This is a genomic window from Pantoea sp. EA-12, from assembly GCF_030053355.1.
GTDB classification, from domain to species: domain Bacteria; phylum Pseudomonadota; class Gammaproteobacteria; order Enterobacterales; family Enterobacteriaceae; genus Pantoea; species Pantoea vagans_C.
Map to the genome: position 1 here is coordinate 89496 of NZ_JASGBY010000018.1, position 15461 is coordinate 104956.

12 protein-coding genes are annotated in these 15461 nt (G+C 56.9%); all 12 read right to left on the reverse strand.

Annotated features, from left to right (window positions below; translation table 11 throughout):
• Positions 1–6: 6 nt before the first annotated feature.
• Positions 7–933: a 2-hydroxyacid dehydrogenase gene (locus QMZ30_RS21960; RefSeq protein ID WP_283228951.1), complete on the reverse strand. Its 927-nt coding sequence runs from the start codon at positions 931–933 to the stop codon at positions 7–9.
• A complete protein-coding gene (locus QMZ30_RS21965; protein WP_283228952.1) occupies positions 933–1781 on the reverse strand; it encodes a GNAT family N-acetyltransferase in 849 nt (282 codons plus the stop codon). The genes QMZ30_RS21960 and QMZ30_RS21965 overlap by 1 nt, the downstream gene beginning before the upstream one ends.
• A gap of 10 nt (positions 1782–1791) precedes the next feature.
• Positions 1792–3123 (reverse strand): NAD(P)/FAD-dependent oxidoreductase, encoded by a 1332-nt coding sequence (locus QMZ30_RS21970; RefSeq protein WP_283228953.1) that lies wholly within the window; start codon positions 3121–3123, stop codon positions 1792–1794.
• A 264-nt stretch (positions 3124–3387) separates the two neighbouring features.
• Positions 3388–5052, reverse strand: coding sequence for an ABC transporter ATP-binding protein (locus tag QMZ30_RS21975; protein ID WP_039336673.1), 1665 nt, complete (start codon positions 5050–5052; stop codon positions 3388–3390).
• Complete coding sequence (locus QMZ30_RS21980; protein WP_283228954.1) at positions 5049–5900, reverse strand: ABC transporter permease; 852 nt, start codon at positions 5898–5900, stop codon at positions 5049–5051. The genes QMZ30_RS21975 and QMZ30_RS21980 overlap by 4 nt, the downstream gene beginning before the upstream one ends.
• Entirely contained in the window at positions 5900–6853 is a 954-nt protein-coding gene (locus QMZ30_RS21985) for an ABC transporter permease (RefSeq protein ID WP_283228955.1), read from the reverse strand. Before QMZ30_RS21985 ends, QMZ30_RS21980 begins: the two co-directional genes overlap by 1 nt.
• A gap of 27 nt (positions 6854–6880) precedes the next feature.
• Positions 6881–8485 (reverse strand): ABC transporter substrate-binding protein, encoded by a 1605-nt coding sequence (locus QMZ30_RS21990; protein ID WP_283228956.1) that lies wholly within the window; start codon positions 8483–8485, stop codon positions 6881–6883.
• Positions 8486–8631: 146 nt separating this feature from the next.
• Positions 8632–9909, reverse strand: a complete 1278-nt coding sequence (locus QMZ30_RS21995) for an NAD(P)/FAD-dependent oxidoreductase (RefSeq protein ID WP_283228957.1) — start codon at positions 9907–9909, stop codon at positions 8632–8634.
• A gap of 14 nt (positions 9910–9923) precedes the next feature.
• Positions 9924–10592 (reverse strand): haloacid dehalogenase type II, encoded by a 669-nt coding sequence (locus tag QMZ30_RS22000; protein ID WP_283228958.1) that lies wholly within the window; start codon positions 10590–10592, stop codon positions 9924–9926.
• A gap of 32 nt (positions 10593–10624) precedes the next feature.
• The gene (locus QMZ30_RS22005) at positions 10625–12094 is read right to left on the reverse strand and encodes an aldehyde dehydrogenase family protein (protein ID WP_283228959.1); all 1470 of its coding nucleotides are present in this window, start codon (positions 12092–12094) and stop codon (positions 10625–10627) included.
• A 431-nt stretch (positions 12095–12525) separates the two neighbouring features.
• Positions 12526–13983, reverse strand: a complete 1458-nt coding sequence (locus QMZ30_RS22010; protein WP_283228960.1) for an NAD-dependent succinate-semialdehyde dehydrogenase — start codon at positions 13981–13983, stop codon at positions 12526–12528.
• A gap of 152 nt (positions 13984–14135) precedes the next feature.
• Positions 14136–15095, reverse strand: a complete 960-nt coding sequence (gene cbl / locus QMZ30_RS22015; RefSeq protein WP_039336659.1) for an HTH-type transcriptional regulator Cbl — start codon at positions 15093–15095, stop codon at positions 14136–14138.
• Positions 15096–15461 lie beyond the last annotated feature (366 nt).

The window sequence follows — 15461 nt, forward strand, 5'->3', positions numbered from 1 at the left end:
TGCATCTCAATATCCCCGTTTGCGATCGATAAGGCCGACCATCGGTTCGCCGCGTTGATAGCGGCGCAGATTATCCAGCAGTGCCGCCACTGCACTGTCGGTTTGCGTCTGGCTGGCAATGTGCGGTGTGAGCCAGATAGCAGGGTGCTGCCAGAACGGATGTTCTGGCGGTAAAGGTTCGGGGTCGGTGACATCGATCACCGCCGCACTCAGCTGCCCGCTGTCCAGCGCCGTGAGGAGATGGTCATCAACCAGTTGCGGGCCACGCCCCACCTGCACCAGTGCCGCTCCCTTGGGTAACTGCGCAAACAGTTCAGCATTGAGTAAACCGCGCGTGGACTCCGTGAGCGGCAGCAGACACACCAGAATGTCGCTGTGGGCGAGAAACTCGCCCAATTGATCTGCGCCATGCCAGCAACGTACCTCCGCGATGTCACGCGGCGTGCGGCTCCAGCCGGCGCAGTCAAAGCCTAAAGAAACCAACTGCTGTAAGGATGCCTGACCGAGTTCCCCCAAGCCCATCACCCCAACCCGACGCTGATTTGCGGTACGGATCGGATGGGTTTGCCACTGCGCAGCACGCTGCTGCTGGAAATAGCGCGGCATATCACGATGCAGCCCCAACACAGCAAAGGTGACGTACTCCACCATGCCTTGCGTCAGTCCGGGTTCAATCATGCGCACCACCGGTAACTCAGCGGGAAGCTGACTGAGATCGAACTGATCTGCGCCCGCACCCACGGACAGCAGTGCTTTCAGATTCGGGAAGGTTGCCATCACATCTTCGGGCGGCTGCCAGGCAACCAGTAGTTCAACCTGCTCTGCGTCACCCACATCCGGCCAGATATGCATCTGCACATCCGGTGCATGTTTGGCCAGCCAACGCTGCCAGTGTGCGCCGCGTGTCGCTTCGGATTTATAGACGATATGCATCAGGCCATCGCCTGGGTCATCAACCCAAACGCCTGCATCTCACCGGCTTGCGGTGACCACGGCATTCCCCGATACATGGTGGTAGGTGCATCCACTTTGATCAAACCAATACTTTCCAGCCAGCTCGCCAGCGGCAACGCACTGTCGGTATCGATGCGAACAAACTCGCCGCGTAAGCCCTGCATCAGGGCGGAGATCAGCGCCTGTGCGATGTCCACATTCAGTGCAATCACCGGACCAATCGCCCAGCCATGACCAAAACGGCGCAGGCTGGCAAAACCATGCACCCGCTGTTGCGCATCCTGCAGTAACACCGTCTGGTGCTCGGCAATCAAGGTATTGATCAGTGGCGCGCGCCACATGCCGTGTGCCTGATGGTCCAGTTCAGTCAGCCCTTCCACATCCCCCACTTGCGCGTTGCGCAGCGTGAGGCCGGTCGGCAGGTTGACGGCCGGCTCAGCCGCCAGTTCGCGCGTCTGGTGCTGCTGAATGGCACCGGTAACCACAAAACCGAGCTTTTCATACAGCCCCTGACCCATTTCAGTCGCGTGCAGGCGAATGCAGCAATCCGGGAATTTTTCCATCACTGCCAGCATCAGTTGTTTACCGATACCGCGCCCCTGGCAGTCAGGGTTCACCACCACCAGACCAATGGTGGCGGCGCTATCGCCCCAGCGCCAGCCAAAGGCACTGCCGACAAATTTACCCTGTTCTTCGGCGACCACGCCTTCACCTAATGCCAGCGCCTGCTGCCAGTCTTCGCGGCGATGCGGCCACTTCAATTGTTGAGTGATGGCATAGCCATGTTCAATATCGTCCTGCGTCATGGCACGTAATCTGATGCTCATGTTCTGCTCCTTACATCATGCCTGGTGCGTCAAGGCCGCTGCCATCCACCAGGCGGGAATAACGATACGGGGTCGGATCGACCACCGGTGTGTTGTGGGTCGCGAGATCGGCCGCCAGCCGACCTGCCCCAGGTCCGATACCAAAGCCATGCGCACTGTAGCCAGCGGACAGCACCAGCCCCGGTAATTTGGCCACCGTGGAGATCACGGGAATCGCATCTGGAGTGCTATCAATCATGCCGCCCCACGCTTGCGCCAGTTTGAGGTTGGCGAGAGCCGGATACTCTTTGCGCATCGCGGCTAACCCTTCCTGCACGATGCTCGCATCTGCTGCGGGATCGAGAATGCGCATGCGCTCAAACGGTGATTCACGGTCGAATGCCCATCCTCCCAACGCTTCTGGTCCGGTGAAAAAGGGTTTAAGACCGAGGTTCACTTTAAGGTTCTTACGCCGACTCTTAAAGGTGGGATAGAACTGACGCGCGTAGCGAATACCCTGGGCACCCGGCTCCAGACGTCCACGCCCGGAAACCGCCACCGTGTAACTGCCATCGATCTGCGGACGACAGGCAAAACCGGGGGTATAGAGCGGCATACCGATCGCTTGTTCGAGCGGCTGCGTACGAAACGCCGTACCGATTACGTTGCCGAGCGGCAGGTCGATACCGTGGCGACGGCAGAACATCGAGGTCCATGCCCCTGCTGCGCAAATCACGCGGGTGGTTTTAATCAGGCCGCGCTCAGTCCAGACGCCGCTGACCGCACCTGCCGCGATATCCAACCCACGTACCGCACACTGCTGAAACACCAGCGCACCGAGACGCTGTGCGCCGATGACCAATCCTGGCGCGGCCAGACGCGGCTCAGCGTGACCATCAGTGGGCGATGAAACGCCACCGAGCCACGCGGTAGTGCTGCCCGGCGTCATGGCTTTGGCCTGAGCGGCGGTAAGAATGTCGCTTTTTACGCCGTAGTTTTTCGCCATCTGGTTCCACTTATCCCAGGCGGCAATATCCGATTCAACGCGCGTGGCGTACACCAGCCCACTGCGACGAAAACCCAGATCCTCACCGGTTTCAGCTGCCAGCTCACCCCAACGTTGCAAGGCATGGATGATCAGCGGGAGTTCGCGCTCATCACGATTTTGCTGTCGGCACCAGCCCCAGTTGCGGCTCGACTGCTCTGCACCAACCAGACCTTTTTCGATCAGCACCACCTTGAGTCCCTGTTTCGCCAGCTCCCAGGTGGCAGCTGAACCGGCAATACCGGCACCGATCACCACCACATCAGCGGATTCCGGGAAATTTGCACTGTCCTGTACATAGCGAATCGGTGCAGGCATAGGGTGACTACCTCATATTATTTGTATTGGTGCGGTGTGGCTTAATGCCCTCACCCTGGCCCTCTCCCGCAAGCGGGAGAGGGAACTGACCGGTGCGATGATGAATACTTGCTCTATTTTTATGGCCGCAGTGAGCGGTCCCCTCTCCCCTTGGGAGAGGGAACTGACCGGTGCGATGATGAATACTTGCTCTATTTTTATGGCCGCAGAGAGCGGTCCCCTCTCCCCTTGGGAGAGGGTTAGGGTGAGGGAAACATCCCGCACCTACTCCGCTTTCAACACTTCTTCATGCTCATCCAGCCAGCCTTGACGCAGCTCTGGCACCGCCCGTTTCAAACGTTCGAAATAGAGCTCGCTGGTGGGCTTGTCGTAATCCGCACGGGCGATCTGCGTGACAATACGGCCTGATTTCATCACCACGATATCGTCACACACGGCGCGTACCGCGTGCATATCGTGGCTGATAAACAGCACCGACAGTCCCAGCTCGCGGCGCAGTTCACTGATCAGATCCAGTACCGCCGCTGCCACCACGGTATCCAGCGCGGAAGTCACCTCATCGCACAGGATCAGATCCGGCTCGGCTGCCAGCGCGCGAGCCAGATTGACACGCTGCTTCTGCCCCCCCGACAGCGCCCATGGGCGTCGCCACAGCACAGTGCGCGGCAGTTTGACCAGATCCAACAGTTGATGCAGGCGGCGCTGCAGATCGGCCCCTTTCAAGCCGTGGAACAGCGCCAGCGGACGTGAAAGGATACGCTCAACACTGTGCGCCGGGTTCAGCGCGGTATCGGCCATCTGGAATACGTACTGAATACGTCGCAGCTCGTTATCCGGACGCTTGTGCATGTCGCCATTGATATAGTGACCATTGAACAAGATGTGACCGTGACTCGGTGCATTCAGCCCGGCAATGGCATGGGCCAGCGTGGTTTTACCCGAACCCGACTCGCCGATAATGCCAATCGCCTGCCCTTTCCACAGCTTCAGGTTGATGTCTTCGAGTATCAGCGTTTTCGGCTTACCCTCTTTGTCACGCGGGCCATAACCCGCGCTGAGATCGCGCACTTCCATCAGTGGCAGCACATCCGCTTCGGCACAGGTCCAGCTACTTTCACGCTCTTTCTGACGTGCCGCATCCATCAACAGCTGGGTGTATTCTGCCTGCGGTGCACCAATCAAGGTTTCGGTGGTGCCGTATTCGGCCATTTTTCCGCGCAACAGCACCAGAATACGGTCGGCCATCTGCGCCACCACGGCCAGATCATGACTGACATAAATCGCCGTCACGCCACGTTGCGCCACCACGCGGCGAAACGCTTTCAACACTTCAACTTGCGTGGTGACATCCAGTGCGGTGGTCGGTTCGTCGAGGATCACCACATCAGGATCGCCAATCAGCGCCATCGCGGTCATCAGGCGTTGTAACTGCCCACCTGAAACCTGATGCGGGAAGCGATCGCCAATGGTGTCTGGATTGGGCAACGCCAGTTCACGAAACAGCGCTATCGCCTTCTCTTTTGCCGCTTTGCGCTTCATGGTGCCGTGGATCACCACCGGCTCGATCACCTGGTCAAGAATACGCATGCCGGGGTTAAAAGAGGCCGCCGCACTCTGAGCGATATAAGCCACCTTGTTACCACGAAATTCCCGTAGCTGGCCGGGCGACAAGCTGCGCACGTCGGTGCCCGCCATGTGAATGTTGCCGTCAGCAATGCGGCAACCATGGCGCGCATAGCCCATCAAGGCCATGGCGATGGTGGTTTTCCCGGAACCCGACTCACCAATCAGCGCCAGCACTTCGCCTTTTTGCACGGTAAAACGGATATCGGAGACCAGATCAATCTCTTCACCTTTGTCGGTCTCTGCGGTGACTCGCAGGTTTTCTACTGAAATCACCGGCATGGCGGTATGGGGTGTCACGTTCATGCTCCCTCCTTCGCCAGCGTCAGCGGGCGCATCTGCTGTAGGCTGTCGATAAACAGGTTGGCGCCGATGGTCAGGCTGGCAATCGCCACCGCGGGCATGAGCACCGCAGGCGAGCCGTTGAACAGCCCTTGCAAGTTTTCACGAACCAGCGTACCCCAGTCGGCATACGGCGGTTGAACACCCAAGCCGAGGAAGCTCAAGCCGCTCAACAGCAGTACGATGTAGACAAAACGCAGACCGAAGTCGGTTAACATCGGGTGCACCATATTGGGCAGGATGTCGTGGATGGCGACGTACCAGCGGCTTTCACCCCGCAAGCGCGAGGCCCGGACATAATCCATATTGCGCAGACTGCTGGCCATGGCAAAGGCGATACGAAACGCGCCCGGCCAGTAGGTAAAGGTTGCGGTGAGGATCAGCATCGGCAGCGAAGAACCAAATACCGCCACAATCATCAGTGACAGCACTTTGCCCGGCAGCACCAGCATCGCATCGTTAATGCGGCCCAGCAGTTCCTCCAGCCAGCGCCCCGCTACCGCAGCCAGCAACGCCAGCAAGGTGCCGATCAGGCTGGCACCTAAAGCGGCGGTGAGTGCCAGACCAATCGAGAATTTTGCGCCGTACAGAATACGGCTCAGGATGTCGCGACCGAGGTAATCCGTTCCCAGCAGATTATCGGCCGTCATCCCGCCCAACATCGGGCCACCGCCAATATCGTCGATGTTATGCGGTGCCAGCTGGTTGCCGAACAGCGCCATCGCGACCCAGAACAGTGAGATCAGTAAGCCAATACGACCCGATACCGAGAGCGACTGAAAGAGACGTACAGGAAGCAGTAAGTTATTCATCAGCTCCTCCATTTCGGGTTAAAGGCGATGGTCAGCACGTCCGCGATCAGCAGCAGTACCAGATAACAGGCGGCGAACATCATCACGCACAGCTGCACAACCGGGAGATCGCGGTTACTGACCGCATCCACCAGCGCACTGGCGAGCCCTGGGTAGCTAAAGATCGATTCGATGATGATCACACCGCCAAACAGATACGACAGACTCAGCGAAATCGCGTTGGCAATCGGCCCCACCGCATTTGGCAGCGCGTGGCGCAGGACCGCACGCAACGGCGACACCCCTTTCAGCAGCGCCATTTCGAGATAGGGACTGTCGAGCTGGTTGATAATCGCCGAACGCGTCATACGTGCCATCTGCGCTACCAGTACGCAGCACAGTGTCATCACCGGCAACGCATAGGCTTTCAGGTAGCTGACCAGATCCATATCCGGGCTGCCGAACGACATCGCCGACACCCAATGCAGTTTCACCGCGAAGATCAGCACCGCCACTGTCGCCACCAGAAACTCCGGCACCGCCACCGTGGCCATGGTGCTGATTACGAGGAAACGATCCAGCGCCGAGCCCCGTTTCATCGCAGCAAGAATGCCGATAACCAACGCCAGCGGCACACAAATCACCGTTGTGATCGCCGCCAGTTCGAATGTGGCCGGAATGCGCTGCGCCACCAGTTGCGTCACCGGGAGATGACTGGCGAACGAGGTGCCAAAATCACCGTGCAGCATGCCCCCTAGCCAGCTGAAGTAACGCACCAGCAACGGCTGGTCGAGACCCAACTGCTGGCGTAACGCCGCCACCGTTTCCGGCGTGGCGTTCTGCCCCAGAATCATCTGCGCGGCGTCGCCAGGCAGCAGACTGGTGATAAAAAACACCACCGCCGAGACGATAAGCAAGGTCAGGATGCCGGCACCTACGCGCCGGGCAATCAGGAACAACATGTATCGGTTCATCGGCGACCTCCTCTTACGGGTGATAAATCAAGCTTTCAGCCAGGCGAACTCATGGAAGCGATAGCCCATCATCATGCCGCTTGGCCAAGCCTCAATGCCGCCGACTTTCTTGCTGTAGCCATCGGTGGTACTGATAAAGGTCGGGATGATGGTGCCGCAGTGATCGTAAATCAGCTTCTGCATATCGCCGTACATCTGCTTACGCTTGCCCTGATCGCGCTCGCCGCGTGCGGCGACCACCAGCTGATCAAACTGCTCGTTCTTCCAACCCGACTCATTGTTTGAGGCGCTGGAGAGGTAGAACTGCGAGAACAACATGTCCAGTGTTGGGCGCGGGTTGATTGAGCCGTAACCCACAGGATCTTTGGTCCAGTGCGTTGACCAGTAACCGTCATAGGGCACGCGGCGCACGTTGATCTTCAGGCCGGAATTGCGCGCAACTTGCTGAATCAACTGACCGCCTTCCACTGCGCCTTCAATGTTTGGCGTGGTGATAATCTCCACCGTTGCACCTTTCATACCGGCTTTTTCAATGTGGAACTTGGCTTTCTCGACATCGAGCGGACGCGGTTTTAAATCAGCGTTGTACAGCGGATGCCACGGCGGGACTGGCGTATCGTTACTGACATCGCCATAGCCCTGCAGAACCGTTTTCACGATAATGTCGCGTGGTTGCAGGTATTTCATTGCCAGCACGAAATCTTCATTGCTGCCTGGCTTCATGTCAGTACGGATAATCAGGTTGGTATACATCCCTGATTTGCTCTCCAGCACCGCAAAATCACTGGTGGCTTTGATACGTTTGCAGTCAGCGGCGCTGAGGGTCGAAACCACATGCAGATCGCCAGACATTAAGGCATTGACGCGAGCCGCCTGATCGGTCACGCCCAGCAGTTCGATCTCATCCAGATGCGGCAAGCCCGGCTTAAAGTAGTTCGGGTTTTTGACACCGACAGAACGTACGCCTGGCGAGAACTCTTTCAGTTTGAATGGTCCGGTGCCTATGCCTTTACTGAAGTCTTTGGTGCCATCCTGCACGATCAGGAACGGTGCGCTCGCCAGCATGAAAGGCACGTCGAAGTTTGCACTGCTCAGTTCCAGCGTGATTTCGTTGTCATTAACGGCGGTGAAAGTTTTGAACTGATCGGCCAGCTTAAAGGCATTGGAAGCGACAGCCGGATCTTTGTGGCGGCTCAATGAGTAAATGACGTCTTTGGCCGTGAGCGGTTTGCCGTCGTGGAAGGTCACACCTTTACGCAGTTTGATCTGCCATGTGATGCCATCACTGGATTCAATGGATTCTGCCAACGCAGGCTGCGCCGCCAGATTTTTGTCCAGCTCGGTTAAGCCGCTATAAACCATAAACTGACGGGTGTAATCGCCGCTGTTGTTGCCTTTGGCCGGGTCAAGCGTATCCGTTGCTGAAGCATTGGACATGGCAGCACGCATTTTGCCGCCTTTGACCGGCGTTTCTGCCGCAAAACTCATTTGCGGAAAACCTATCAAGCCGCTGCTCATCACGGCACCGGCAGACAACAACTTCATCAGGCCACGACGCGACATGGACCCTTCGGTCAGCATGCGTGTCAGGGCCGGATTCACAGCGTCAGACTCTTTATCGAATTTACTCATCTGCACACCCTCAATATGAAAAGTTGTTTGATTCATCAATTATCACTGGCTGCGGGTAACGCCAGGCACTGCGCAATACATTGCGCCGCTACGGTTTGAACGCGTGTAGCGGCGCGATTCATCGCGCTTTTTGCCATAACCAGCGATCAGGAGAGCCGATCCTTAGCCTTGTAATACAGCCCTGCGAGAGGCAAAAACCAGGGTTTCCCGTGGTAACCCGGCAGCGCAGGCCATGCGTCGCGCTGCCACGGATTTTCGTTGCGTTTTTCGGCCAGTAAGTCAGCCATCACACGGCCCATCCACACCGACATCTGCGTGCCGTGGCCGCTGTAACCGAGTGAATAGAACACGCCTTCGTGCTCACCGGCATGGGGCAGTCGATCGGCGGTCATATCCACCATGCCGCCCCAGCAGTAGTCGATGCGCGCTTTGCCCAGCCGAGGAAACAACGCGGTCATCGCGGCTCGCAACACTTCACCGCTGCGCGTATCTGAAGTGGGGTTACTGACGGCAAAACGCGCCCGCCCGCCGAACACCAAACGACGATCGGCAGTGGTACGGAAATAGTTGCCGATATTCAGTGAGGTGACGTAAGTACGGTCTTTTGGCAATATCTGCTCGATCAACGCGTCGCCCAGCGGTTCTGTCACCACGATAAAGCTGCCGACCGGCACAATACGGCGCTGGAACCACGGGAAAGGTCCTTCGTTGGAGACGCCGGTCGCCATCATCACTTTCTCGGCAATAATTTCGCCTTTGGCGGTGGTGACGCGATGACGGTGGCCGTCCAGCCGCGTTAAGCCTGTCACCGCATGGTGCGGGAAGATTTTCACGCCAGCCTGCGCAGCCGCATTGGCCAGGCCAATACCAAACTTGCCCATGTGCATCTGGCCGCCGCGTTTCTGCAGCAAACCGCCATGGAAGCTGTCACTGCCCACTTCACGACGAATCTCATCCTGACTGATCAGCTCGATTTCCGGATCCACGGTGTCACGCATCAACTGCCATGCACTGCGCAGGCCGGGGAAATGCGACGCCTTGCTGGCCAGCTTCAGTTTGCCGCACAGGCGGAAATCGCAATCAATCTGCTCTTCTCGCACCAGCTGCTCGACATAGCTCACCGCATCGTCATACGCACGATAAAAGCGGCTGGCCTGCTCGATGCCCTGGCTCTCGACCAGCGAGGCAAAGTTCTGCGCCACGCCGGTGTTGCAGTGGCCACCGTTACGCGCCGAGGCCTGGCTCATCATTTCGCCACGCTCCAGTAGCACCACGTTGATGCCGCTGCGTGCCAGATTGAGTGCCGTGGAGACGCCGGTAAAGCCACCGCCAATCACCACCACATCCGCGACCGCGGGCAGTGCGCCACTGGCGGCACCGGTGAAAGCGGGTGCAGTGTCTTGCCAGAATGATTCGAGTTTCATCGCCGCCTCCGGGCTTAGAGTCCAACCACAGCGGGCAGACCGCCGATATCTTTAATCTCGGTATATTCGTAAGCTGGGTTGGCCGGATCGTGACCACGGTTGACCCACACCTTGTTCTTGATGCCCATGTCGTAGCAGGTCATCAGGTCGTAACGCAGGCTTGAGGAGACATGGAGGATATCTTCTGGTCCACAGTTCAGCTTATCCAGCATGTATTCGAAGCCTTTCATCTGCGGCTTGTACGCACCCACTTCTTCAGCGGTGATGGTCATGTGGATCGGCGCACCGAGACGTGGCACGTGATGCGGGATCAAATCGTCCATTGAGTTAGTCAGCAGCACCAGCGGGAACTCTTTCGCCACTTTTGCCAGCCCGGCAGGGACATCCGGATGCGGCCCCCAGGTGGCGCAGTCGGTGTAGATAAAATCACTGTCAGCCTGGCTCCACTGCACGCCCCATTTTTTACAGGTGCGCTGCAGTGCATCGCTCACGACATCGTAATAAGGCTTCCACGCACCCAGCACTTCATCGCGGCGGTAGATGGCGAAATCCGTGGTGAATGCCAGCATCTGCTGCGGTGACACGCGATCTTTGAAGCAGCGCTCTGCTGCTCCTGCCATATCAAAATTAATCAGGGTGCCGTAGCAATCAAAGGTGATGAATTTCGGTTTAAACAGTGCCATGACGCGACCTCGTCGTTATCTGATACGTGAATTTAGAAATCGATTAATACACTCTTCTGGCGCTGGCAGGCCTGAAATGCCTGACGTCCCAGATCCTTGCCAATACCGGAGCCCAGAAAGCCCCCAGTGGGAATAATAAAATCGCCGGAGCGGCCGTAGCGGTTAATCCATACGGTGCCCGATTCAATGGCCCGCATCGCCCGCATCGCCCGCGGCAGGCTGAGGGTATGCACCCCTGCGCACAGGCCATAGGTTTCATGCGCTGCTAATGCCAGGCCCTCTTCTTCGCTATCGAACTCCTGCACAGTGAGTACCGGGCCGAAAATCTCCTGCTGTACCGCCGGGTTGTCTGCCGCCACACCGCACAACAGCGTAGGCTGCCAGAACCAACCGCCATCGGTATCAGCAAAGCGCTCGCCACCTACCAGCACTTCCGCGCCCTGCGCTTTGGCCTCGGCAATCACGGAAGCCACCTTGTTTCCCTGGCGTTCATCGATCAATGGCGCATAGCGGCTGCTGTCCTGCCAGGTCACACCTGGACGCGGTTGTTGGCACAGGGCCACTAAACGTTCCAGCAAAGGTTGGGCGATAGCACGCTGTACAATCAGACGGGTGCCTGCCACACATGCCTGACCGCCGTTCGCGGTGAAACCGCGTAAAATACGTTGTGCCAGCACATCAATATCGCCTGCATCATCGAAGACTAATTGCGGGCTTTTGCCACCCAGTTCCAGCGTCACAGGCTTCATGCCGTGCTGCGCGGCATCGCTCATAATGCGTGCGCCTGTCACGGTCGATCCGGTAAAGGAAACCTTACGTACCAGCGGGTGTGTTACCAGCGCGCTGCCCGTTACCGCCCCGCTACCTTGCACAATGTTGAGTACGCCGGCGGGTAATCCGGCCTGCACCGCCAACTCCGCCATACGCACCGTGGAGAACGGCGTTAGCTCGGATGGCTTCAGCACCACCGCATTACCTGCTGCCAGCGCCGGGCCGCATTTCCACGACGCCATCGACAGCGGAAAATTCCACGGCGTAATCGCGCCAATCACCCCATACGGCTCTGAAATCAACATGCCGAGACTGCTCTCTTGCGTCGGGAACAGGTCGCCACTGTATTTATCTGCGCACTCGGCGTAGAAGCGGATAGCTTCTGCCGTGAACGGAATTTCATGCTGCACGACATCACTGATCGGGCGCGTCGAACCCAGCGCTTCCAGCTGTGCCAGCAGCAGGTCGTTTTCAATCAGGTCTGCCCAGCGACGTAACACCCTGCCACGTTCACGCGGTGAGCAACTGCGCCAGCCGCTGGATTTCAGGGTGTGATGTGCAAGGGTCACGGCGCGGTCCACGTCTTCCGACTGCGCTTCACTCAGCTCGGCATAGACCTTGCCATCGGACGGGCGTTTCACGGCGAAACGCGCACCTTGTGTGGTGACATGTTGGCCACCAATATAATGGCCTAAAGGAAGAGAAACTTTTTCAGGGTCGAAACTTAACATGGAAAATTCCTTATTTGTTACACCCATCACATGTGCGCCAATTAACGATTTGCACCACATTTATCTGTCACGTTAATAAGCTAATGCAGAAAGTATGCCAGCCCAGTGAAAAATAAAAATGCGTAAAAAACACGCCAAAAAAATTTTCTGCCGTATTGTTGAGCGAAATTTTGCGGAATTGCCGAAGGAATAAACAGATGATTTACCTCACAAAATTCGTGCATCGCAGCGGTGCAACTCGCATGAAACTTGCACTAAAACGGGGATGAGTGGGAAAAGTATGACGGCGCGCACAAAACAAAAAGCGCCGATAACCTGAGGCGATCGGCGCTGTTTATTAAATTTAATTTTTTTGCACTATTGTGCAATGAATTGCGCCGCTACGGGTTAGCACATATTTGTAGCGGCGCGATTTGTCGCGCGGTGGTGTTTTACAAACTCCCGATATGGAATGTTTTCTGCTCCAGATACTCTTCAATTCCATAGCGCGATCCTTCACGCCCTAATCCGGATAATTTAATTCCACCGAAAGGAGCCGCATCTAATGAAATGGCACCGGTATTGAAACCGACCATGCCAAATTCCAGAGACTCCGCCACGCGCCAGGCACGCCTTATATTCTCAGTGAAGAAATACGCCCCCAACCCGTAAGGTGTGTCATTCGCTATGCGAATCGCTTCTTCTTCGGTATCGAAAACAAATAACGGTGCCACCGGACCAAAGGTTTCTTCATGCGCAATACGCATAGTGCTGGTGACATTGCCCAACACGGTCGGCTCGACAAAAGTGCCGTTTGGCGCACCGATGCCGCCGTGTAACAAGGTTGCACCCTGACTGAGCGCATCATCGATATGGCTGTTAACCTTCTCGACGGCACGATCGTTAATCAGCGGACCTATGGTGCTGCCCGGCTCAAAGCCATCACCCACTTTCAAGGTGGCGACCGCTGCCAGCAGTTTTTCGCTGAAGCGCTCATAGATGCCGCGCTGCACCAGAATACGGTTAGCGCAGACACAGGTCTGTCCGGCATTGCGAAACTTACTCGCCATCACGCCTGGGATGGTGACATCCAGATCGGCATCATCAAACACAATCAGTGGTGCATTGCCGCCCAGCTCCAGGCTGAGGCGCTTGATGCTATCGGCACTTTGTTGCATCAATAGCTGTCCCACACGGGTAGAACCGGTAAAGGAGATCTTGCGCACCGTGCGGCTGGCCGTGAGTGTACTGCCGATCTCTGTCGGTAGCCCGGTCAGCACTTGCAACACGCCGGTAGGGAAGCCCGCTCGCTCTGCCAGCACCGCCAGTGCCAGTGCAGAGAGAGGCGTAAGTTCAGAAGGCTTGACGATGATCGGACAGCCTGCGGCCAGCGCAGGTGCCACTTTGCGAGTGATCATCGCAATCGGGAAGTTCCACGGCGTTATCGCTGCCGCGACACCCACCGGCTGCTTTAACACCAGAATACGGCGATCTTCACTAGGTGCCGGAATGGTGTCGCCATAGATGCGGCGCGCTTCTTCGGCAAACCACTTCACGAAGCTGGCTCCATAGAGCACTTCACCTTTGGCTTCAGCCAGCGGTTTGCCCTGTTCGGCGGTCATGATGATCGCCAAATCATCGGCGTTGTCGAGAATCAGCTGATGCCATTTTTCCAGCAGCGCCGCACGGGTGGCATTGGGGGTTTTACCCCAACTGACGCGCACCGACTCAGCATAATCTATCGCCTGTTCGGTTTCGGCCGCACCTAAGGCGGGAATGGTGGCAATCTGCTGCTGAGTGGCGGGATCGACAACCGGCAGCGTGGCCCCCGCGTGCGCATCCTGCCAGCGTCCGCCAAACAACGCCTGCTGGCGCAATAACTGTGCATCTTTCAACTGAATTCTCGACATGTTCATCCCCTGTGTCCTGTTCATTTCACTTTATCGTGACGCGACAGCGCAGGATGTTTTTCTGTGGGATGGAATCAAAGCAGGTGTGTGTTTTGCGGCGGGAAAAGAAATTTTATGCTGTATCAGGTCGCCACGAATGACGACCTGACAGGTTAAATCTGGAAATCGATGGCCGGCTCGGCTTCGCTTTCGTAAGAGAGCGCCTGACGTTTGATCTCCTCCAGCGACAGATTGGCATTACATAGCTCAAGGAACTGCCAAACATAGTTGCGCTGCAGCTGACCGCGCTTCAAACCGAGCCACACGGTGTTGGCATCGAAAAGGTGATGGGTATCGATTTTCACCAAATCTTCGCCATCATAGATGTCACAAGCCTGGTCAGCCAGAATACCCACACCCAGCCCTAACTCAACGTAGGTTTTCACCACGTCCGAGTCCTGTGCGCTGAGGACGATATCGGGTTTGATGCCAGCCGCCTGGAAAGCACGATCCACACGTGAACGACCGGTAATCCCCTGACGATAGGTGATTAACGGATGGCGGCTCAGGCTGGCCAGCGTCACCGGCTGATGCTGCAACAGTTCGTGGTCGTGCGGTACCAGCAATGAGTGATGCCAACTGAACCATGGGAAGGCCGCGAGGCTACTGTTATTCACCAGCTGCTCGGAGGCAATGCCAATATCTGCCTCACCGGCCAGCAGCATGGTGACAATTTCCTGCGGCGATCCCTGATTCAACTCCAGACGCACATTCGGGTAGAGCTGACGAAACGCTTTAATCACGCGAGGCAGGCTATAACGGGCCTGAGTGTGCGTGGTGGCGATGGTTAACACGCCGCTGGTTTCATTGGTAAACACATCCGCCAGGCGACGTACCTTTCCGGCTTCATCGAGGATGCGTTCAGCAATGGTTAACAGCGCCTTGCCCGGTTCGGTCATCCCTAAGAGCCGCTTGCCGCGACGAATGAAGATCTCGACGCCGAGTTCATCTTCCAGATCGCGAATATGGCGACTGACCCCGGATTGCGAGGTAAATAGCGTATTCGCCACTTCTGTCAGGTTGAATTCGCAACGTGCCGCTTCGCGTATAATTTTAAGTTGCTGGAAATTCACACCCTTTCTCCTGTTTCCTGCCCTGTTTCGTCCATGTTATGAAGTTGGTGTGATTGCAACAAATAATAAAAAACGGTGTGTTATGCGGAATAGTAATAAGGGGATGTGTTTACGGGCTCGCTAAGGCCTGCGCTTAATCCATATCGGCAGCGGCGCAATTTACCGCGCAATAAATTGCGTAATGCTCGTCAGTTAAGTACTCAGGCTGTTTATTGATAAGCGGCCTTTCTTTTCAGTGCGGGCTCTGCCGCCACTACTGCCCCCTCTGGGCCGTCCTCGCGCCGCTGACGCGGTACCTTCGACTTCCACGTCGTGCCGGACGGACCGTTCGCGGATGACCATCCATGGTCGGCCGCGAACTGCCCC